This is a genomic window from Acinetobacter sp. AHP123, from assembly GCF_023757925.1.
In the GTDB taxonomy this organism is placed as follows: Bacteria; Pseudomonadota; Gammaproteobacteria; order Pseudomonadales; family Moraxellaceae; genus Acinetobacter; species Acinetobacter oleivorans.
Genome location: NZ_CP092454.1, coordinates 1351523 through 1374531 on the forward strand (window position 1 = coordinate 1351523; position 23009 = coordinate 1374531).

Here is a 23009-nt window from a genome sequence, read left to right on the forward strand (position 1 = left end):
GCTTAAATTAAACCTATAACTTTTGCCAAAAAATCTCTCCCAAACTTATAAAAAGCTTGGGAGAGGAAAATATTTAATCTGCCGCGCTGGCAATTTTAAGTCCCGATAGCCATGCTCTTAGAGAGGCCGGTTTAAGCGGTTTTTTGAGTAAAACGATATTCAGTTCTTTCAATTGTTGAGGTAATTCTGGATGAGAGTCTGCTGTAATTAAAGCAACTGGAACGTCATGCTGTCGATTTTGCATAATAAAATCGACACCGAGTTGGTTGTTATTTAAATGCTGATCGATAAGCCAGACCTGAATATTCTCTTTTTGAATAATCTCAAGTGCTTGTTCTGGTTCAGTGGCTTTAAAAACCTCATAACCCCATCGACCTAATAAGCTACTCATTCCTTCTAAAATAGTTTCATCATTGTCTAAACATAAAATCCGGTAGGCTTTAGTTTTTAAAGGCACTGCCTGTACGGTTGGAGTTATTACTTTTGGCGCTTCTACGACTGGAACCTCAATCATAAAGCAGGAGCCTTTATTGAGTTGAGAGTAGACATGAACAGGGTAATTCAACAAACCTGTCATACGCTGCACAATCGCGAGGCCTAAGCCTAGACCTTGCTCACCCCAAGGTGATAAATGCCCACAGCGTTCGAACTCTTGAAACAGTTTAATACGTTGTTCTTCGGCAATTCCGGGACCTGTATCCCAAACACCAATACGAATATGATCAGGTTTTTGAGCCGAACGTAGAACACCGACAATCACTCGGCCTTTGGCAGTATAACGCAGTGCATTACTCACAAAGTTTTGAATAATACGTCGTATCCATTGTGGATCTGTGTCAATCCAGAATGATACATCGTGAACTTTGAGTGAAATATTTCGCTGTGCAGCAATCGATTTAAACTGTAGCTCAAGATCACTGAGTAAATCATGTAACGGGTAAGGCTGTCTTTTTGGCTGTATGCTACCGCCTTCTAAGCGGGCAATATCGAGTAGGGCAGAGAGCATGCTTTCTGCGCCATACAGGGCACGGTCAAGCTGTTGCAAAGTTTGGCGGTCTTCTTCGGTCGCAATGCTTTGTTCAAGAACAGTACTAAAGAGACGAGCCGCATGCATGGGTTGTAATAAGTCATGACTTGCCGCTGCAATAAATCGGCTTTTTGACATATTTGCCATATCGGCTTGTTCGCGTGCAAGCTGTTGCTCGGTTAAAGCACCAGCAAGTTGTTGGGTTCGATCTTTTACGCGGGCTTCGAGTATTGCCTCATTTGCACGGAAAGCAGTAATGTCGGCGAACGTTGTAACAAAGCCTCCACCTGAAATAGGATTACCGCGCATTTGAATAACGCGTCCATCTTTACGGATTCGTTCAAATTCATGCGCACTTCCGACTTTCATCCAATGTAATCGTTTACGAACATGTTCTTCGACTGAACCGGGACCACATTCGCCGCGTTCAGCGTTATAACGAATCAAATCGGCAATTGGACAACCCACATAAACTAAATCTTTTGGGTAACCAAACAGTTTTAAATATTGGTTATTCCAAGCCACCAAACACATATTTTTATCAACCACACTTACCCCTTGGGTCATGTGGTCAATCATGGTCATGAGCAAGTTTTGATTAAAACGTTGCCACTGTGAGGCTTGGTCTAAAATATTAGCGACTTGCCCTAATGCAAGACCATTATTGATCATTGCTGTAGTGAGCAAAGTACGGGCAGAGGCTGCACCGATAATGCCAGCTAGATACTGTTCGGTAAAACGCCACCACATGCCATTGGCGATACTATTGGGGTTGAGTGTGAGATGATTTTGCTCGCAAAAGTTCTCGAATGCTTGTGTTGTTGGCTGCTCACCAGTAATTCTTTTAGCAAGAGCGAACAGATCACCTACTTTTAAACGTGCAGCATCGTGAGGTAAATAAGTTAAATCGGTAGAGGTATGCGGTGATGGCAGGGGTTTGGTTTCATAGTAGAAAAAGCTTTCTGCCTGAATTTGTTCTGCCACACTTGGGCGGTAAAGTTTAGAAATCCAAATATATAAAACAATATTTAAACCAAGCGACCAAATAACGCCGTGGGTTAAAGGTGCAAATGATTCAAAACCAAAAAGTGACTCTGGTCTTAAGGCGTTAATTCCAAAAGGGCCAAAAAGCAAAATACTTTGGGCAGTTTCCTGATACGCCTCTGGCAAGCTACGTAAAATCGTTGGAAATAGTAATGTGTAACTCCACATCAAAAATCCAATAATGAGGCCAGCATAGACACCTTGGCGGCTTCCACCTCGCCAATACAAGCCTCCAATAAGCGCAGGTGCAAACTGGGCAACGGCACTAAACGCCAATAAACCAAATACTGAAAGCTGGTTAATATCATTAAAGAAATGGAAGAATAAAAAGCCAAGTAGCATCACCGCGACAATACTAATACGACGGCTGAATTTAAGAACTTTAGGTAAATGTTTATCGTGACGTGATAGCAACTTAAAACGCCAGAGTGCGGGCATAATCAAGTCATTACTGAGCATAATAGACAAAGCAACAGATGAAACCAGCAACATGCCTGTTGATGCAGAGAACCCACCTAAAAAGGCCAGTAAAGCCAACCACTCTTGGTTATAACTCAGGGGCAATGAGAGTACTGCAACATCCGGTACAGTTAAGAACTTTGGTGCAGCATGTAATGCCCAGCTTGCGATCGGAATAATGGCTAAAATCGTTAAAATCAGATAAACCGCAAACCATTTGCGTGCACCGCGAATATGCTTTTCGTCACGCAGCTCGACCACTGCTACATGAAACTGGCGTGGCAGGCAGATAATTGCCAAACCTGCCAATAAGGTCTGAATCCAGAAAGTTTCAGGCACTCCAAATAGTTGAACCTCCTGAAAGGTTTGGTTCACATCTGATGTGACTTGGACAAGGTTCGCTGGTGTTTCAAAAATAAAAAATAAAGCAACGCAAATCAGCGCGAATAATTTTACAAAAGATTCAAATGCCACAGCTAACATGAGGCCGCCATGTTGTTCGGTATTGGCAATTTGCCTTGTACCAAAAATCATGGCCAAAATAGCCAGTACACTGGTTAAAAGCAAAACACTATTGGTGGTTGTGTGGATATGAGCATTCTGTTCCATAATGACAGAAGTACTTAAAGCAATCGCACGTAACTGTAAGGCCAGATAGGGAATAATTGCGATTACAGCTAAAATGGTGACCAGTGAAGCCAACACCCCACTTTTCCCATAACGCGCCGCAACAAAGTCAGCAATTGAGGAAATTGCGTGGTGCTGGCGTACCCGACCTAAACGTCGCCAAATGTCATAGCCAAACCATACAAATAAGAGAGGGCCTAAATAAATAGGCAAGAAAATGACGCCTTCTCGAACAGCTGCTCCAGTCGCGCCGTAAAATGTCCATGATGAACAGTAAACACCCAGCGTTAAGCTGAACAAGAACATGCGGCCACGTGTACTCAGACGGCTGGCATGCTTTTCACCAAAAAAAGCACAAATAAATAAGAGTGCTATATAAAGGGTGAGTACCCCAATAATCAGCCAGCTGTTCATATGACTCACATGATTAAAACCTTGTGCCTATCATACCCCAAGCAGAAACAAAGCTATAAATTGATTAAATTTTAACGACCAAAGTCTAAGTTACGAATTACACGTAATTTTGCTAACTTTAATCCTGAGAAACTACTATTAAAAAGTGGCCAAGGCTGGGCACAGGGCAAGGAGTTTGGTTATGGATCAGAACCAAGTAGAACAGATTCTACGCAATCCAAAGTTTCAAAAGATGGTCAAGAAAAAAAGTACATTAAGTTGGACGCTCACAATCATCATGTTAGTTCTTTATGTGGGTTTTATGCTGCTTGTTGGCTACAACAAAGAATTTTTGATGAGTTCATTTAGTGGCGGTGTAACGACATGGGGAATCCCACTAGGTTTAGGAATTATCGTTTTATCTTTCCTATTGTGTGGTGTGTATTCTTTTATCGCAAATAATACCCTTGACCAGTTGAGTGAAGAAGCGTTGAAGGAAGTTGAAGCCATCACGCATGAGAAAGGACTACACTAATATGAAATGGAATTCATTAAAAGCGAAAGCCTTATTGGCAGCAGCATCGCTATATTCAACAGTGGCTATAGCAAGTCCAGACTTAGGTGAAGCAGAGCAACAAGCCACCAACTGGCATGCCATTATTATGTTTGTCATCTTCGTTGGTTTCACTTTGTTTATTACTAAGTGGGCTGCGAAGCAAACTCAATCAACACAAGATTTCTATACAGCAGGTGGTGGTATCAGCGGTTTCCAGAATGGTCTGGCAATTGCGGGTGACTATATGTCTGCTGCATCTTTCCTTGGTATTTCTGCACTTGTGTTTAGTTCAGGCTTTGATGGCTTGCTTTACTCGCTTGGGTTCATGGTAGGTTGGCCAATCGTTTTATTCTTGGTTGCAGAACGTTTGCGTAACCTAGGTAAATATAACCTTTCAGATGTGGTTTCATTCCGTCTTGAAGAGAAACCAGTACGTACTTTAGCTGCAGTCAGTTCACTTGTTGTAGTGGCATTCTATTTGATTGCTCAAATGGTAGGTGCGGGTCAGCTCATCAAATTATTATTTGGTTTGAACTACAATATCGCTGTTGTCATCGTTGGTTTATTGATGATGGCATACGTAATCTTTGGTGGCATGTTAGCAACAACATGGGTACAAATTATTAAAGCGGTTATGTTACTCAGTGGTGCAACCTTCATGGCATTCATGGTGATGAAAGCAGTTGGTTTCAGCTTCAGCAACATGTTTAGCCAATCAATTGAAGTATTCAGTAAAGTACACGACATCAGTTTGGCCGATGCTTCAAAAATTATGGGGCCGGGTAAACTTGCGGCAAATCCAATTGATGCCTTGTCTCTAGGTTTGGCGTTGATGTTTGGTACAGCAGGTCTTCCACACATCCTTATGCGTTTCTTCACTGTAAAAGATGCAAAAGAAGCACGTAAATCGGTTGTGGTTGCAACAGGTTTCATTGGTTACTTCTATCTTTTAACTTTCATTATTGGTTTCGGTGCGATCCTTTTCGTATCAAACAACCCACAATTCCTTGACGTTGCGAAAATGGCAGTAACAGGCAAACTTGAGCTTGTTGGTGGTAACAATATGGCCGCCGTGCATTTAAGTGACGCTTTAGGCGGTGACTTATTCATGGGCTTCATTTCAGCAGTAGCGTTCGCAACGATTCTTGCTGTTGTTGCTGGTTTAACACTTTCAGGCGCATCTGCAATCTCTCATGACTTATACGCTAACGTATTTAAGAAAGGTCAAACGACGCCTGCTTCTGAACTTCGTATGTCAAAAATTGCGACATTGGGCTTAGCAATCTTCGCAATGGTTTTGGGTATCTTGTTTGAGAAGCAAAACGTAGCATTCATGGTTGGTTTGGCGTTCTCTGTGGCATGTTGTGCAAACTTCCCGATCCTTGTTCTTTCAATGTTCTGGAAAGGTTTAACGACTCGTGGTGCAGTTATTGGTGGTGTGGTTGGTCTTGTAACAGCAGTAGTACTTATTGTTCTGTCTAAAGCAGTTTGGGTAGATACTTTAAAAATCTCTGATACACCAGTTAACCCGTTCAATGGTCCAGCGTTATTTGCGATGCCATTGTCATTCCTTTGCTGTTGGTTCTTCTCGGTAACTGACAACTCTGCACGTGCTAAAAAAGAGCGTGCTGCTTTCGATGCTCAATATGTTCGTTCAATGACAGGTATTGGTGCATCTGGTGCATCGGATCACTAAGACGAATATTGTTAGCTCATTCCTCAAAAAGCCCTACGGGGCTTTTTTTATACTTATTTTATTTCCAATCCAGAGTTTAGATATTAATAAAGAACAACTTGTTTGCCTGATTTTGTGTACAGTATTATTTGTTAAATCTCAAAAAAGCATAATGAAACAAGGAAAATAATAATGCGATCTATTATTGAGTTTTGGGCAAGTTTTCGTTTACTGCCTTCTGCATGGCTGTTACTGGTTCAGTTTATTTTATTGATTTTAGCTATGCTGACATTTGATAGTTTGCCTTACCGGACTTTAACCTGGTCATTAGGCGTCCTTGCTTTATTATTGATTGCCAAAGTTATTCGCCAGACCCCGATGTTTACTTTTTTGGGCTTAACATTTGTGAGCGGTGCAATTCTGTCATCAGTACTGATTGTGTTGGGATATAGCAATTTATATATTCAACTATTTGCCCATAGCTGTGAAGCTCTGGCCTATTTTTCGGCAGCTTATGGTTTATTTCGTTATATGTTCGCTGACCGATATTTAACAAGAGATGAACTATTTGCGGCAGCAGCAGTCTTTACACTGATTGCATGGGGTTTTGCATTTTTATATAACATTTGTCAGCTTATTTTCCCTTATAGCTTTCAAAATCCAAATAACCCCCATGCTTTCCAAACTTGGCTAGATTTACTTTTTTTAAGTTTTAGCTTGCAGTCGGCTACAGGCTTATCCGACCTCATGCCAATCACTCCACCAGCGCGAGTTTTAGCCATGCTGCAAATGTTCTGTGGAGTCATGTATTTAGCTTTAATCGTCACCCGTCTAATTGCTTTACAATATATTACCCACCTCCCTAAAAAAAATTCAGATAAATAATGGAGGAGGTGTTTTAATTTATTTACACCTTTGTAACTGCAATATTCTTTAAGTTTATTTAGAGTGTTATCGGCTTTCTCTATTGAAAGCCCTAGCTTTGTTCATTCTATGAATATCTTATTGGCATTTAAGCCTGTCACTCGTCATTAAAATAACATGGAGGATTTATGCCTTCCAAACAGTCCGGTTGGTTCGCAAACGTTAATCCTAACGTATTTTTGGGCACGGTCATTATTATTGCTTTGTTTTTAGCAGTGGTTGTGATCGCCCCGAGTTCTTTTGAGCTTCTAACACAGCAATTAAAACAGTGGATCACTGATTCATTTAGTTGGTTCTATGTTTTATCTGTTGCTTTCTTTCTCATCTTATTGATTTACATTGCCTGCTCCTCGATTGGACGCATTAAATTAGGACCAGATCATAGTCAGCCTGATTATAACAATGGGTCTTGGTTCGCCATGCTGTTTACCGCAGGGATGGGGATTGGGCTGATGTTCTTCGGCGTTGCCGAACCTGTCATGCACTATGTTAATCCACCAAGTGGTGCGGCCCAGACTATTGATGCAGCACAGCAAGCATTAAGAGTTACCTTTTTCCATTGGGGACTACATGCTTGGGCAATCTACGCTGTAGTTGGGTTAGCTTTGGCTTACTTTGCCTATCGGCATAATTTACCCTTAAAGACCCGATCTGCACTTTATCCTCTTATTGGGAAGAGAATTTATGGAGTGTGGGGCGATGGTATCGATATATTCGCAACCATTGGTACGGTATTTGGTGTAGCGACCTCTCTTGGCTTTGGGGTAACCCAGATCAATTCTGGTTTGCATTATTTATTTGGAATAGAGCAAAGCACCAATATTCAAGTCTTACTCATTATTTTCGTGAGTATGTTAGCTTCCTTATCTGTGTTCCTCGGTCTTGATAAAGGTGTAAAACGTTTATCAGAGTTAAACTTAGTTCTAGCTTTAATATTATTGGTATTTGTTTTTATTGCTGGTCCAAGTATTTATTTACTTCAAACGACGATTCAAAACACTGGGCAATATATCTCTAACCTATTTACCATGACATTCAACTTATATGCCTATCAGCCGAATGGCTGGATTGGTGGTTGGACAATTTTGTACTGGGCTTGGTGGATTTCTTGGTCGCCGTTTGTGGGAATGTTTATTGCCAGAGTTTCTCGTGGTCGTACCATTCGAGAATTTATTGTTGGGGTTTTACTTATTCCAACAGGCTTTACCATCATCTGGATGGGTTTCTTAGGAAATGCTGCCTTATTCAGTATTATTCACGAACATCAAACAACATTAATTCAGGCTGTTCAGCAAGATTCGTCAGTTGCATTATTTGAATTCTTAGGTCACTTACCGTGGTCTGGTGTGATGAATGTCTTAGCAACTATTTTGGTGGTTTTATTTTTTGTGACATCTGCTGACTCAGGGGCATTAGTCACTGACTATTTAACTGCTAAATCTGAAAATTCACCAACTTGGCAGCGTCTGTTCTGGACGGTACTCATGGCTGTGCTCGCAATTATTTTATTGCTAGTCGGTGGCTTGGCTGCACTTCAGGCTTCCATCATTATGAGTGCTTTACCTTTTACTGTCGTCATGCTCTTAATGAGTTGGGGATTAATAAAAGCCTTGCATCTTGATGTCACAAAAATGACAGCCATTCAGGAAGCACGTATTACACCGCGTGCGATTCATAATCCAAGAAGCTGGCAACAGCGTCTAGGGTTAATCATGCACTATCCTCATAATGAAGAAGAAGTGCGTGAATATATTGAGAAGCAAGTGGCTGGTGCATTTGAAAATATTCAACATGAATTTAGACGCCGTCATCTTGAGGTTTCAATTAGCCAACTTGAAGATGGTATGCAGCTTCGGGTGGACCATCACAATGAAATTAATTTTATTTATAAAGTTGTTCCACGTGAAACAGTACCGCCAAGTTTTTTAATTGGGCGTACTGAAGCTGAAGATGGACAATATTTCCAAGCAGAAGTTTTCTTAAGAGAGGGTGGTCAGAACTATGATGTAATGGATTGGACGCAAGAAGATTTAATTCAAGACATTATTGATCAATATGAACGTCATCTGTATTTCTTAAATATTGTGCGAAGCTAATATTTAAGTATAAAAAAAGGACTCAATTGAGTCCTTTTTTAATTCGATTTCTAAATTAAATTAGAAACGGAATTTAGCATTTAAGCCGATAGTTTGTGTATCGTAGCTAGACTTTTTAACGTCAGCTTTCATGTACGATGCACCAACTGCTACAGCTGGAGTAATGAAGTAGTTTACGTTACCACCCCAAGCTTGACGGAATTCACCAAGGTCATTACCTTTGATGTCAGCTGAACCATCGTTACCAACGAAAGATGCGCCAACGCTTAACTTAGGAGTTAAGTAAAGGTCAGTTTTCAAACCGTATTGGTTTTCTTGACCGAAAGCACCAGCAGCTTCAAAACCAATTGCCATGTTAGTTCCATCGATTGGACCTACATATTTAGCACGTGCTGTAACAGCATCTTGGTCGTCTTGAATCGCAGCAGTTTGGTTAGCAGCAGTATAGATACCGTTGCTGATGATGCCAAAGTTGTCTAAAGCGAATTGGTTAGCAACACTTGTATAACCAACAGTCATCAAGAAGTTAGGTAACAACATAGCACCAACTTCTAATGCATAACGGTCGCCGTTGTCATCTTTAGAGTTGTTGTTTTTACCATCAACATCAGTGTGGTTGTAAGTTGCGCTAGCATATACAGGAAGGTAAGGAGTAGGAACATAAGCCTCACCTTTAACACCGTAAGTACCAACGTGGTAGTTTACGTTGCCTTGGTCATACTGTTGGTAGCTGTAACCTACAGATACGTTAGAAGCTTGGTTCAAGAAAGCTGCTTCAGCTAAAGGACCTTTAGTGGTATCAACATTTTTTAAATAGTATGTACCAGCAACGTCACCAGTGAAGTTTTTATCGTTTGCAGTTGTGTCAACATATTCAGATTGACCTTGAACTTCAAATTGATAAGCATGAGCACCGGTCATGGCTAATAGTACAGCAGTGGCTAAACCAAGTTTTTTCATAATCATTTCCAGCAATAACAAGAGATAAAGCTGGGGTCATTGTATTGTAACAATTTATGAAGTCAACAATGAAAAAAAGGAATGTTAAAGATATTTGACACTTATGTTAAAATTGGTGAAAAACTAATCAAATGAAAAGTAAATTGTCAACCTGATAAAAAAATGAACATTTACAAGAGGCTAATAATTATATTTCATAACGAATTTAGAAATAAATGTTTAAAAGTTATTACAATTACGATTGGAAAAAATGATTAATATGATCGGTTTTAACATTAAGTAAATTGTAGAGTTGCTTACATGTTGAGTAAAAATTCACCAATTTATTATCGTATTCATACTATTTTGAGGAGTAGTTAACAATATTTAGATTAGTTTAACTAAAAAATTTAACTATTTTTAATTATTATATAAGTGAATAAAATAAAAGAAATCTCTATTTTAAGTTGAAAAATCGATTAAATTTTTAATTCTGATTAATTTAATCGACTTTACAAAAGTAGAGATAAGTCACATAATTCAATCGCAAAGTTCACTGCCTAACGTTTTTAGGATTTAAAGTGCTTTCCCAGATACGATGTGTGTATCACATCAGACTTTACGAGCTCAGCTTTCCCCAAGGTTGAGCTTTTTTTTATCTATAAGAAAATCTTAAAATTATAAGAAAATTTATATGAAATTTATTGGAAAATAATAGAACAAAAAGAACCCAGCTTAAAGCTGGGCAGTGGATGCTGGGAGAAGCGCATCCAAGAGGATAACTAGATATGTTTATTATCATTGCTAAAAATTTTTAATCTGTAAAATAGAGTTTTTTTATAAAAATCATTTAATTTTTCGATACTATTTATTTAAGCTTACTAAAATCTAGAAGCCGTATAATTATTAAAAGAGAAATGAAGGTTTTATTGATGAAATTCTAGTTATTAAAATGCTAGGATGGATTTAAGCCTAATTTATATCGTATTAAAAATGGCAGGACATTTACGGAGTACCAGCTAGAAATGTCAGGATTACGTTCAGAGCATATTAGTAATCGACTGTTCTTTTTTATGCTGGTTATTATTTTGTCCTTATTATTCATGGCTGTACCGCTTATTGTGGGAAGCTATCAGGATTATATAAAAACTAGACAAGCCTTAGCCGAAATAAAAAGTTTAAGAGCAGTAGCTGATATTGCCTATAAAATTTCTAAGGAGCGTGCTCCTGCCAATAAGATGATGTCGAGCAGTCCTGGTGATTTATTAAAGAATCAGCAAGAATTAAAAAAGTTTCGTTTAATTGTTGATGCGCAAATTGATACAAGCATTCTTATCTTAAAACAAGCAGGCTATGTTTCATTAGCAAATGAGCTGCAAACTAATTTCAAAGAAAACCTTAGACAAGCCCGACGTGTCGTTGATTATTATGGTGAAACTCCTTATGGAGCCAGAACTTCCGTTCAAATGGATAATGCTATTTTAGGGATGTTTGGAGTCTGGGATCATTGCAGGGAAATACTGCAAAAACTGATGTTGCAGCTAAAAAGTAAAGATAGCCGTATTTCTAATTACTTTACGCTCATTATAGTTCTAACCGATATGCGCGATCAGGCGGGACGGATGGCTTCTAATATTATTGCTCCTGTGAGCTTTAATGAAGAAATTCCAAGTAATAATCGCGCACGTTCTCTGCAAACTCAGCATCAATCTAGATATTTATGGATTTTGGTCGATACCTTGCAGCCTGAACAGGCAAAGACTCCTGAATACCGTCGGTTATATGCCCGAGTGAAATCAGAATTTATAGATAAGGGTATTCCGATTGTACAAAACCTATTAGATGAAAGCCAAAAAGGGGAGCCATATGATTTAAATGGCACCCAATTGACAGAAGTAATCGTAGGTAAATTTACTACAGTGGTTGATTTACAAAGTTATATTCTTGATGAAAGTGTAGCAATTGCAACTCAAGAAAATATAAGTGCCCGAAAAGGTTTTCTTTTAACTTTATTAATATCTTTAATTTCTTTAGCTACAGCTTTACTTACGCTTAATTATGCACAAAGAAGGGTTTTTTCTCCTTTAATAAAAGCAAGGACTTTAATTTTAGATTTATCGCGTAGTTCTAATCATTGGACAGATGAGATGAATATGACAACAAAAGGTGAATTTCTTTCCCTGTTTGAAGCGATTGATCGATTACAGCGTATGTTGCAGCAACGCGATGCTTTTGAATTTCAATTAAAGAATATTGCCAATACAGATCCATTAACTGGTGTGTCTAACCGTTTAGCTTTATCTGAATATTTAAAAATTGTTGAAAGTTACCCTCAAAAATTTACGCAAACCTGTTTAATGATTATAGATATTGATCGTTTTAAACAGGTGAATGACCAATATGGGCATATTGTGGGTGACCATGTCATTGTCAGTATTGCCGAGCAGTTAAAGCAAAATATTCGAAGTTCGGATTTAATTGTTCGTTATGGCGGAGATGAGTTTTTAATATTATTAGAACAGGTACAATTTGTAGATGCCCGTCTTTTAGCTGAAAAAATTCGGATTGCGATTTCTTTAGAAGAGATCTGTTTATCTGGTTCAGATGAAAAATTGCATGTGTCTGTCAGTATTGGTTTTGCCATAGGCGCAGCAAGTTGGATCGAGCTTTTAGAGAAAGCTGATCGTTCACTATTAAGAGCTAAGGCCCGAGGTCGGAATGCAGTTGAAGGATAAAAAAAGCCGGAAATGAGTTCCGGCTTTTTTATTCAATAAATTACTTCAACATCGGTTTTAAGAAACGACCCGTGTGGGAAATCTCAACCTCGGACACTTGTTCAGGTGTACCTTCGGCAATGATCATCCCACCGCCTGAGCCACCTTCAGGACCTAAGTCCACAACCCAATCCGCTGTTTTAATCACGTCAAGGTTATGTTCAATCACCACAATGGTATTACCTTTGTTGCGTAGCTCATGCAAAATATCGAGTAACTTTGCAATATCATGGAAATGCAGACCTGTTGTTGGTTCATCCAAGATATATAAAGTTTTACCCGTATCTCGTTTTGCTAACTCACGTGCAAGTTTTACACGCTGTGCTTCACCACCAGAGAGTGTAGTCGCAGCTTGACCTAAACGAATATAGCCTAAGCCCACCTGAGTTAAGGTTTCTAAGCGGCGGTGAATGACTGGAATTGCACTAAAGAATTCAGCAGCATCTTCAACCGTCATTTCTAAAACATCAGAAATGTTTTTGCCTTTATAGCCCACTTCAAGCGTTTCACGGTTATAACGTTTGCCATGACATGCATCGCAAGGTACATACATGTCTGGTAAGAAGTGCATTGCGACTTTAATCATGCCGTCGCCTTCACAGGCTTCACAGCGTCCGCCTTTCACGTTAAACGAGAAACGGCCTGCACTATAACCACGCGCTTTTGCCTCTGGCGTTTGAGCAAATAATTCACGGATTGGCGTAAATAACCCTGTGTACGTTGCTGGGTTAGAACGTGGCGTACGTCCAATCGGGCTTTGGTCAATATCAACGACTTTATCAAGGTGTTGTAGACCATCAATTGAGTCAAACTTTTCAGCTGTTAATGTGGTTGCGCCATTGAGTTGTGTAGCTGCCAATGGAAGCAAAGTACGGTTGATTAGTGTCGATTTACCAGAACCTGAAACGCCAGTCACACAAGTCATAATGCCGAGCGGAATTTTCAAATCGACATTTTTAAGGTTATGACCACTTGCACCAGAAAGTTTAATGAACTCATCTGGACGTGGTGATTGAGTCCGTTGTTTTGGTATTTCAATTTTGAGTTTGCCAGAAAGGTATTGCCCTGTGAGTGAGTCAGCATGGTTAGCCAATTCATCATAAGTTCCTTCAGCAATAATCACACCGCCATGTATACCAGCTCCCGGACCGATATCGATAATATGGTCGGCTGCACGAATTGCATCTTCATCGTGTTCAACGACTAATACCGTATTACCTAAATCACGTAAGCGAATCAGCGTTTGTAGTAGGCGATCATTATCGCGTTGATGCAAGCCAATCGATGGTTCATCGAGTACATACATCACACCCATTAAGCCTGCACCAATTTGTGAGGCTAAACGGATACGCTGTGCTTCACCACCCGATAACGTTTCGGCAGAACGAGCTAAACTTAAATAGTTAAGTCCAACACTCACCAAGAAATGTAAACGTTCACGAATCTCTTTAAAGATTTTATCGGCGATTTCACCTTTAGCACCTTCAAGATTTAAATCTTGATAATAGCTTTCAGCATCACCAATCGACATGCGAGTAATGTCGGCAATCGTTTTATCTTTAACGCGAACATGGCGTGAAATTTCATTTAGACGTGAGCCATCACATGCATCACACGCTGCATTAGAAAGGTATTGAGCTAAATCATCTCGTACATAGTTACTTTCAGTTTCACGGTAACGACGTTCAAGGTGAGGCAAAATCCCTTCAAACGGTTGTACGCGAGTATGTTTACGGCCACGCTCATCGATATAGCTTAAATCAACTTTTTCTTTGCCAGTGCCTTGTAAGAATTTCTTTTGAGTGTCTTTATCTAGCTTGTTCCAAGGCGTATCAAGTTGAAAACCAAAATGATCGGCAACTTTTTGTAGCATTGAATAGTAATATGGACGTTGACGATCCCAACCACGAATAGCACCTTCACTAATTGCAAGATCCGGATTTGGAATGAGCTTTTCAGAACTAAAATGACTGCGTGTACCTAAGCCATCACAAACAGGGCAGGCACCGAACGGGTTGTTAAATGAAAATAAGCGAGGTTCAAGTTCTGCGACTGCACGATCACACTCAGGGCATGAATGCTTCGCAGAAAAAACGCGATCAGGATGTTCGCCATTCATCCATGACAAAACGGCAATATCGCCACCTAAACGCAGTGCAGTTTCAAATGATTCTGCAATACGGTTACCTAAGTCTTCACGCACTTTAAAGCGGTCAACCACAACTTCAATGGTGTGCTTTTTCTTTTTGTCGAGTTCGGGTGGCGTATCAATATCAATGATTTCACCATCCACACGCGCTCGCACAAAGCCTTGGCCTTGTAGTTGTTCGAACAGATTACTGTATTCACCTTTACGTTCACGAACGACAGGGGCAAGCAACATGAGTGCTGTGCCTTCTTCAAGTGTTTTTACCGCATCGACCATTTCAGAAATAGTTTGCGCAACCATCGGCAAGTCATGTTCAGGGCAGTAAGGTGTACCGACACGAGCATAAAGTAAACGCAAATAGTCATAAATTTCGGTAATTGTACCAACCGTTGAACGAGGGTTATGACTGGTAGACTTTTGCTCAATGGCAATCGCTGGAGATAAACCTTCGATCGAGTCGACTTCAGGCTTTTCCATTTGCGATAAAAACTGGCGAGCATAGGCCGAAAGCGATTCGACGTAACGGCGTTGTCCTTCGGCGTACAGGGTATCGAAGGCAAGAGAAGATTTTCCTGAACCTGATAACCCCGTAATTACCACAAACTTATCGCGTGGAATATCGAGAGACACATTTTTTAAATTATGGGTACGTGCGCCTCGAATACGGATATGACTTTGGCTCATAAAACATCTCAATTATGTATTAATGAAAATTTAGGTGTTGTTTTGATTAGCACAGGGAGATGTGGCTATTTATAAACAACAGACCCTATATATGATAACGATTTAAAATTGTTCAAGTGGTACAAAATGATTTAAAGCGACAAATTGTGACGGTTAAACGACAATCGACAAAATTTGTTTAAATAAGCAGGTTGTATTTTTAACATTCCTTTCTTTTGATTTCTACTTCTTAGCAAATTTTATTGAGCAACATAATTTTACTAGACGACTGGTCTAATAGTGGAGTATGGTGTCTGCATGAAACGATTAAATAAAAGCGAAACCACGCGACAACATATTTTGGATACGAGCTTTGAGCTGTTATTACACAAAGGATTTGTCGGTGTTGGTTTGCAAGAAATTTTAAAGACTTGTGACGTACCCAAAGGTTCGTTCTATCACTACTTTGCTTCGAAAGAGGCATTTGGTTGTGCCTTGCTAGAGCAATACATGGCCAATTATAAGGTTCGTATGGAACAACTTTGGCAGCACAGTGAACAAAGTGCTCATGCCCGGTTAATGGCGTTGTGGCAGGCGTGGATTGATGATCCCATATATGGCAGCTGGGCTGAAAACTGCTTGATTGTGAAATTGGCGGCAGAGGTTTCTGACTTGTCAGAAGATATGCGCCAAATTCTCAATGACGGTGTGTACAAATTAACGCAGCGTCTAGCTTTGCTACTCAAAGAAGGGCAACAGGAAGGGTCAATTCCAAAACATATTGATCCTTTGAAAACTGCGCAAGTCATGTATCAGTTATGGTTGGGTGCCGCTTTGCTCACAAAATTGTCGCAAGACAAAGCACATCTACATTTAGCTTTAGAAACGACCCAACAACTCTTAAAACCGATAGAGGAATAAAGAATGCGAAGTATTATCCATGGTAATTTTGGCGAACCTGTAGACGTTTTAGAGCAGGCGGATATGCCAAAGCCAGAACCAAAAGCAGGCGAAGTGCGTATTAAAACCATCATGTCTCCGATTCATAATCATGATGTATGGACAGTACGTGGAAGCTATGGCTACAAGCCAACTTTACCTGCGATTGGCGGTAGTGAAGCCGTTGGTATTGTAGATGCGTTGGGCGAAGGCGTTACTCATGTACAGGTAGGGCAACGTATCGCAGTTGCATCTGTGCATGGCAGTTGGGCTGAATACTTTATTGCACCAGTGCAAGGGCTTATTCCACTCAATAATGAAATTGATGATGAAACAGCAGCGCAGCTGATTGGTATGCCAATTAGTGCTCTCATGTTACTCGACTTTGTAAATGTTCAACCGGGTCAATGGCTCATTCAAAACACGGCGAATGGTGCAGTAGGTAAAACAGTTGCGATGATTGCACAGGCACGTGGCTTACCTGTGATCAATCTAGTTCGTCGTACTGATGCGATTGCAGAGATGCAAGCATTAGGTATTCAACATGTTGTTGCGACTGATCAGCCAAACTGGAAAGAGCAAGTTAAACAGATTCATGGCGACCAGCCTCTCATTGCTGGTGTGGACTCGATTGGTGGCAGCGCAAGTGGTGAAATGCTAAATCTACTCAGTGAAAATAGTCTATTGGTTTCGTTTGGCAGTATGACTGGTGAAACCATGCAAATTTCATCGGGCGATTTGATTTTCAAACAAGCGACAGTAAAAGGTTTCTGGGCGAGTGTAGTCAATAAAGAAATGCCAGCAGCTCGTAAAAAGGAACTGATTGTTGAGTTATTAACGTTAGCAACTCAGAAAAAATTAATTCTGCCTGTAGAAGGTGTATTTAGTTTTGATGAGATTAAAACAGCTGCCCAAAGAGCAACACAAGGTGCTCGCCAAGGCAAAGTATTGCTAAAGCCGTAACACACTAAAAGATCAGTCGAGAGACTGATCTTTTTTCATATCTTTAAAATAAAAAGGAAAACTATATGATCGGACAAATATTCATTGCGCTTATTGCCATATTACATGTCTACATTTTAGTGCTAGAGATGTTTTTGTGGGACAAGCCTTATGGCATGAAAGCATTTGGAAATAATGCCGAAAAAGCAAAACTCACTAAAGTGATGGCACAAAACCAAGGTCTTTATAATGGCTTTTTAGCGGCGGGTTTATTCTGGTCTTTATTGGCTGATGCACCTTTTGCAATATCAATTGCCAACTTCTTTTTAGGCTGTGTACTCATTGCAGGTATTTATGGTGGTCTGACTGCCAGTAAAAAGATTATTTATATTCAGGCAGTTCCAGCATTGATTGCTTTAGTCGCTGTTAATTTTCTTTAAAAAGCGCAAAATACAGCGTTTTGAGTTGGAATGACCAGATAGGATCAGCGCATGTGGGCGTTATTTTTAAAATGTATGTTGGGGGCAGGGGTTGTCCTCATTATTTCGATTTTATCGAAAAGTAAGGCATTTTATATTGCAGGTTTGGTTCCGCTTTTTCCTACATTCGCTTTGATCGCTCATGTGATTGTCTATCAGCAAAAAGGAGCTGAAGCATTACAGAAAACGGCTCTGTTTGGTCTATGGTCACTTATTCCTTATGCCATTTACTTAGTTGCTGTTTATTTACTGGCAACACGGATGTCGATGTGGTCTTGTCTAGGGTTGGCAACCCTTTGTTGGGTGGTTGCTGCGGCAGGCTTAATTTCTGGCTGGCAGCTATTTCAACATTAAAAGATTAAGAGAAATCCCTTAATCTTTTAAATTGAACTATTTTTATGAATGCTCAACAACACGGGTTTTGAGCATACCTTCAACTAAATTAATCATCTTTTGGCGAGAAAGAATTCGGGGCAATTGAGATGTCAAATAGTTGCTACATCCCACCACAACTGTTGCTTTATTCTTATCTAATGCTTTAACCGTTGCAGATACAACGTCCTCAACTGTAGAGCTTTTCATACCACTCGTATCGGCATTTGCGACCTGAGTAAAATTGGTTTCGGTATTGCCCGGACAAACTGCCAGAAATTTAACACCTAAAGAGCTATATTCTCCTGCAAGCGCTTCAGTAAACTGCAATACATATGATTTACTAGCACCATAAACGGCAATATAGGGTAACGGCTGGAACGCGCCTGTCGATGAAATATTAATCATGATGCCTTTTTTGTTCGCAAGCATGTGAGGCAAAAATAAATAACATAAAGACGTTACACTGCTGATATTAAGCGTGATCATTTCTTGATAGGTAGATATAGATTGATCTAAAAATTTAGTCCATTTTCCAAATCCAGCATTGTTAATTAAAATCTCTACCTTTAAGTTTCTAGCTTGTATTTCATCAAATAAGTTTTGAGCTGAATTGGGTTGAGCTAAATCTAAAACGATCACCTCAACATTCACGTTATATTTTTTTCTGAGTTCATTGGCTAAATCATTTAGTTTCTGTTCAGAGCGTGCTGTTAAAATTAAATGAATTCCTAAAGATGCAAGTTCTTGAGCATAGGCTTTACCTATTCCTGAAGATGCGCCTGTAATTAATGCTGTTGAATTTTTAAATAAAGAAAGATGAGCACTCATTTTATTGGTCCGTAATAAAAGAAGTCATTACGATAAACCTTGTCCCTAAGGGCAGAGTCAAGCACTCATTTTGAAAGCTATTTGCAGATTTTAACCAGCTGTTTTAGGCAGAAATCTTATTGGTAATATAAGTCTGAATAATCTCATCTTCCAGTTCTTTTAAATCTTCTTGTAAACGGTTTAACGCTTTTTTTTGCTCAATAATTTGTTGATTCTTTTTTTGAATAAGCTGCTGTGCAATTTCTACAGGAAAGCGATTATTTTTATATTTTAAAGCTGACAAGTCATAAAGCTCGGCAAGGCTAAATCCAACAGCTTGTGCAAGGCGGATCATCTTAACTGATTTAACATCAATCTCTTCATAAATACGATAATTGCCTTTTCTTTTTGCGACTGGTAGCAAGCCTAATTTCTCATAATGCCGAATGGCTTTAGGAGTGGCTCCAGTTAAAGATGCTAATTCACCGATATACATATTTATCTCGCATTTTATTAAAAACGGTCAGCGTATTGAACCATCTGACCGATTCTTTTGAAGTTTTAAATATGGTCTAAACCTAGCCATTGTCTTTGGTGGTAGGCGCTATCCCAAAATAACCATTCAAGTTTTGCACCCATGGTGTACGCAGCATGCATTTTTTCTAAAGTGTCTGCGTCACAACGTGCAGCAACCTTGTCTACTGTCGCAATCACATTCCGAACGGCTATATGAAACTCTTCACCTGCATAGGTATCAATCCATGCTTGGTAAGGGTTATTAGGAATTGATTTATCTACAATATCTTTACCGACTTCGGCATAAATCCAGAAGCAAGGTAACAGTGCAGCGAGTACGACAGGGTAGCTTTCAGACCAAGCAGTTGCTGTTAAAAATGAAGTGTAATGATGGCCTGCTAAAGTTAATGGCGTATTTTTAAATTCTTCTTTGGTCACCCCAAAGTTTTTCATGAAGTCATCATGCAAGCTGCGTTCAACTACAATTGCAATTTTAGCAGCATCTGAAAATTGCATAATATCATCAGCCTCGAACGCCTTTGCTGCCGCAACAGCAAGTACGCGACCATACGCCACTAAATATTGAGCATCTTGAATGACATAATGACAAAAAGCTTCTTTATCTAAAGTACCGTTAGCAAGTTCCTGATTAAAAGGCAGGTCGAGAATTTTTTGATATAAATTTAAATTACGTTGCCAGAGTTCTTGAGAAAAAAGCATAAAATCATTCCATTTAAAATAAGACAGCTGAACCGGATTTTAAATCAATTTTAAAATACAAAAATCATAATGATAGATATATCGCAAGAAAATATTTAATACGATTAATAAGTTAATTAAAAATTATAAATTTCTTTATTAAACAGAGAGATAAAGTAACGGGAATAACGGCACAAAACAACATCGTTTTGTGGTTAATTATCGATATAATAGCCGCGGTTTTAAGAAAGATTAAATTTAGTTCTTGGTATAGGTCTGATCCATGAAGCATTTCCGATTTTCGATATTTTTTACGGTGGTGTGTTTAGCACTATCCGCGTATTGGGGTTTTACCCATGGACCTGAAGCTGGCGTGTCTACCATGCTTAAAGCTTTAACGATTACAGCGATTTTAGCGGTAATGGAGGTCTCTTTATCTTTTGACAATGCTGTCGTAAATGCATCGGTTCTACGTAATTGGGATCCGTTCTGGAAAATGATCTTTTTAACGGTAGGTATTTTAATCGCCGTTTTTGGTATGCGTCTGATTTTCCCTGTCGTGATTGTTGCTGTAACCGCTGATATGGGTGTTATTGAAGTGGCAAAATTGGCACTCAATGATCCGAAAACTTATTCTGAGCGCTTAATGGCGCACCACGCTGAAATTTCAGCTTTTGGTGGAACATTCTTATTATTAGTTTTCTTAAACTTCTTCTTTGATGATGAAAAAGAAACCCATTGGTTTAGATGGCTTGAATCTAAACTTTCAAGTTTAGCTAGCGTACCTGCAATGTCTGTTTTTATTGCTTTGATCGCTTTAATTGTGATGGCTGGTTATGTAGATGACCATCAACGTTTAGCAGTGACCATGGCCGGTATTTGGGGCATTGTGGTTTACATTGGCGTTGAAGTATTAAGTCATTTGTTAGGTGGTGAGCCTGAAATTGATGAAAATGGTAATGCTGTATTACAAGATGGCTCGGGGGCTGCGTCTGGTGTGGTTAAAGCTGGTTTAGGCGGTTTCTTATATCTTGAAGTATTAGATGCATCATTCAGTTTTGACGGTGTGATCGGTGCTTTTGCAATCACCAGTGACGTTGTTGTGATTATGTTAGGTCTTGCAATCGGTGCTATTTTTGTCCGTTCAATGACTGTTTATCTTGTTGAAAAAGGTACGCTAGATGCTTACGTGTTCTTGGAACATGGTGCGCATTACGCAATTGGTGCTTTAGCATTCATTATGATTGCAAGTGGTACAGGTGTACATGTACCTGAAGTTGTCACAGGTTTAATTGGTGTAGCGTTTATTGTGTGGGCTGTTATTGCTTCAATTCAATATTCGAAGCGCGAGCAACAGTCGCCTTAAGCTAATTTTCAGTAAAGTTGTTTAGAATAAAGAGGCTGAATGCCTCTTTATTTTTTTAAGCTGAAATCGTTAATTTAAATAAGGTGGCCCGTATTTTTAGAAACGAATCGGCTTATAATTTGCCTAGTTTGATAAACGTGTATTGATATGATGAATGCTTTGGAACGTCGCTCAACTTTTGCCTTAAGTAGTATTTTTGCGCTACGCATGTTGGGTTTGTTCATGATTATTCCTGTCTTTTCTGTAGTCGGGCAGTCATATCAATATGCAACTCCAGCACTCATTGGTTTGGCTGTAGGTGTCTATGGTTTAAGTCAGGCTATTTTACAAATTCCGTTTAGCTTACTGGCTGACCGTTTTAGCCGTAAACCTCTCGTGGTACTTGGCTTATTGCTGTTTGCAATTGGCGGTGCAATTGCGGGTTTATCTGACACGATTTATGGCGTGATTATTGGTCGTGCTATAGCAGGTGCGGGTGCAGTTTCAGCAGTCGTGATGGCACTTTTAGCCGATGTGACGCGCGAAGAGCAGCGTACTAAAGCCATGGCTGCCATGGGCATGAGTATTGGTCTGTCTTTTGTGGTGGCGTTTAGTCTGGGGCCTTGGCTCACAAGTCTTGTTGGCATTTCTGGTTTGTTCTTTGTCACGACCATTATGGGTTTAATCGCGATTTTGATGTTATTACTGGTACCTAAAGTAACTCGTCATCATCGTAATTATCAGCAAGGCTACATAGCGCAGCTTAAGCAAGTCATTCAAATGGGTGATTTAAACCGTTTACACGTTTCGGTTTTTGCATTGCATTTATTGCTTACAGCCATGTTTATTTATGTGCCTTCACAGCTTATCGAGTTTGCCCATATTCCTTTAGCCAGTCATGGTTTGGTGTATCTGCCACTACTAGTAATTAGTCTGTTTTTTGCATTTCCAAGCATTATTGTGGCTGAAAAATATCGCAAAATGCGAGGCATTTTCTTAACAGCAATTACAGGCATTATTGCAGGTTTATTGCTGCTTATATTTGGTTATCAATCAAAATATGTATTACTCGCAGGCCTAGGTATTTTCTTCATTGCATTTAATGTGATGGAAGCTTTATTACCATCGTGGTTATCAAAATGTGCCCCAATTCAGTCAAAGGCAACTGCTATGGGTGTAAATGCCAGTAGCCAGTTTTTAGGTGCTTTTTTCGGCGGCACACTAGGTGGTCAATTATTGATGTTACATAATACTGCGATTGGATGGAGTGTCTTAACAGGGATTGCTATAATATGGTTGCTAATTAGTTTTGGTTTAGCTCAGCCGCGGTATTTGTCATCGATTGTGTTGCCATTACCGCAAGTGCAACAGGTGAATGAGTGGACCACACAGCTATTGGCAATTCGTGGTATAGAAGAAGTTGTGGTGATGCCTGACCAGCAAGTTGCTTATATTAAAGTCGATAAACAGACTCTTGATGAGGCTGCGCGACGTGATTTAACGCAGTTGTTCGGTAAAGAGGTAGCCATTTAAGCATAACTCTTATAAAGTAAAACATAGAAATGAATAGGATGAAGACAG

The 23009-nt window shown here is 39.6% G+C and carries 17 protein-coding genes; 11 read left to right on the forward strand and 6 right to left on the reverse strand.

The features are described 5' to 3' along the window. Positions 1-73 precede the first annotated feature (73 nt). Positions 74-3571: a hybrid sensor histidine kinase/response regulator gene (locus MJX77_RS06405; protein ID WP_013196613.1), complete on the reverse strand. Its 3498-nt coding sequence runs from the start codon at positions 3569-3571 to the stop codon at positions 74-76. 181 nt (positions 3572-3752) lie between these two features. On the opposite strand from MJX77_RS06405, the gene MJX77_RS06410 reads away from it, so the two are divergent. The 4 genes from MJX77_RS06410 to MJX77_RS06425 all read left to right on the forward strand — a co-directional run bounded on the left by MJX77_RS06410 (position 3753) and on the right by MJX77_RS06425 (position 8801). Further along, on the forward strand, positions 3753-4085 hold the full coding sequence (locus MJX77_RS06410) for a DUF485 domain-containing protein (RefSeq protein WP_005300680.1): 333 nt from the start codon (positions 3753-3755) through the stop codon (positions 4083-4085). A 1-nt stretch (position 4086) separates the two neighbouring features. Next, on the forward strand, positions 4087-5802 hold the full coding sequence (locus MJX77_RS06415) for a cation acetate symporter (protein ID WP_252060918.1): 1716 nt from the start codon (positions 4087-4089) through the stop codon (positions 5800-5802). Positions 5803-5973: 171 nt separating this feature from the next. After that, positions 5974-6666 (forward strand): ion channel, encoded by a 693-nt coding sequence (locus MJX77_RS06420; RefSeq protein WP_013196614.1) that lies wholly within the window; start codon positions 5974-5976, stop codon positions 6664-6666. A 167-nt stretch (positions 6667-6833) separates the two neighbouring features. After that, the gene (locus tag MJX77_RS06425) at positions 6834-8801 is read left to right on the forward strand and encodes a glycine betaine transporter (RefSeq protein ID WP_252060920.1); all 1968 of its coding nucleotides are present in this window, start codon (positions 6834-6836) and stop codon (positions 8799-8801) included. 60 nt (positions 8802-8861) lie between these two features. Here MJX77_RS06425 and omp33-36 read toward each other — a convergent pair whose 3' ends face one another. Further along, positions 8862-9761, reverse strand: coding sequence for a porin Omp33-36 (omp33-36, locus tag MJX77_RS06430; protein WP_192834089.1), 900 nt, complete (start codon positions 9759-9761; stop codon positions 8862-8864). A gap of 1004 nt (positions 9762-10765) precedes the next feature. Between omp33-36 and MJX77_RS06435 the strand changes: the two genes are divergently transcribed. Next, positions 10766-12475 (forward strand): GGDEF domain-containing protein, encoded by a 1710-nt coding sequence (locus MJX77_RS06435; RefSeq protein ID WP_252060923.1) that lies wholly within the window; start codon positions 10766-10768, stop codon positions 12473-12475. A gap of 40 nt (positions 12476-12515) precedes the next feature. Here the strand turns inward: MJX77_RS06435 and uvrA are convergent, their stop codons facing one another. Then, entirely contained in the window at positions 12516-15347 is a 2832-nt protein-coding gene (gene uvrA / locus MJX77_RS06440) for an excinuclease ABC subunit UvrA (RefSeq protein WP_252060926.1), read from the reverse strand. A gap of 297 nt (positions 15348-15644) precedes the next feature. Between uvrA and MJX77_RS06445 the strand changes: the two genes are divergently transcribed. The 4 genes from MJX77_RS06445 (at position 15645) to MJX77_RS06460 (ending at position 18040) form a co-directional block, all read left to right on the forward strand. Beyond that, entirely contained in the window at positions 15645-16247 is a 603-nt protein-coding gene (locus MJX77_RS06445) for a TetR/AcrR family transcriptional regulator (RefSeq protein ID WP_252060928.1), read from the forward strand. A gap of 3 nt (positions 16248-16250) precedes the next feature. Next, the gene (locus MJX77_RS06450) at positions 16251-17228 is read left to right on the forward strand and encodes a zinc-binding dehydrogenase (RefSeq protein WP_252060930.1); all 978 of its coding nucleotides are present in this window, start codon (positions 16251-16253) and stop codon (positions 17226-17228) included. A 65-nt stretch (positions 17229-17293) separates the two neighbouring features. Continuing rightward, a complete protein-coding gene (locus MJX77_RS06455; protein ID WP_005109291.1) occupies positions 17294-17647 on the forward strand; it encodes a DUF1304 domain-containing protein in 354 nt (117 codons plus the stop codon). 51 nt (positions 17648-17698) lie between these two features. Beyond that, entirely contained in the window at positions 17699-18040 is a 342-nt protein-coding gene (locus MJX77_RS06460; protein ID WP_252060932.1) for a GlpM family protein, read from the forward strand. Positions 18041-18082: 42 nt separating this feature from the next. On the opposite strand, the gene MJX77_RS06465 is transcribed toward MJX77_RS06460, so the two are convergent. The 3 genes from MJX77_RS06465 to tenA all read right to left on the reverse strand — a co-directional run bounded on the left by MJX77_RS06465 (position 18083) and on the right by tenA (position 20104). Further along, positions 18083-18889, reverse strand: coding sequence for an SDR family NAD(P)-dependent oxidoreductase (locus MJX77_RS06465; protein ID WP_252060935.1), 807 nt, complete (start codon positions 18887-18889; stop codon positions 18083-18085). 103 nt (positions 18890-18992) lie between these two features. Next, the gene (locus MJX77_RS06470) at positions 18993-19364 is read right to left on the reverse strand and encodes a MerR family transcriptional regulator (RefSeq protein ID WP_107880474.1); all 372 of its coding nucleotides are present in this window, start codon (positions 19362-19364) and stop codon (positions 18993-18995) included. Positions 19365-19429: 65 nt separating this feature from the next. Continuing rightward, entirely contained in the window at positions 19430-20104 is a 675-nt protein-coding gene (tenA, locus tag MJX77_RS06475) for a thiaminase II (RefSeq protein WP_004789986.1), read from the reverse strand. Between the two features lie 262 nt (positions 20105-20366). Here tenA and MJX77_RS06480 point away from each other — a divergent pair, with 262 nt between their 5' ends. Both MJX77_RS06480 and MJX77_RS06485 read left to right on the forward strand, forming a co-directional pair. After that, a complete protein-coding gene (locus MJX77_RS06480) occupies positions 20367-21449 on the forward strand; it encodes a DUF475 domain-containing protein (protein ID WP_005300706.1) in 1083 nt (360 codons plus the stop codon). A gap of 147 nt (positions 21450-21596) precedes the next feature. Continuing rightward, entirely contained in the window at positions 21597-22961 is a 1365-nt protein-coding gene (locus tag MJX77_RS06485; protein WP_005300707.1) for an MFS transporter, read from the forward strand. The last annotated feature ends 48 nt before the right edge of the window (positions 22962-23009 follow it).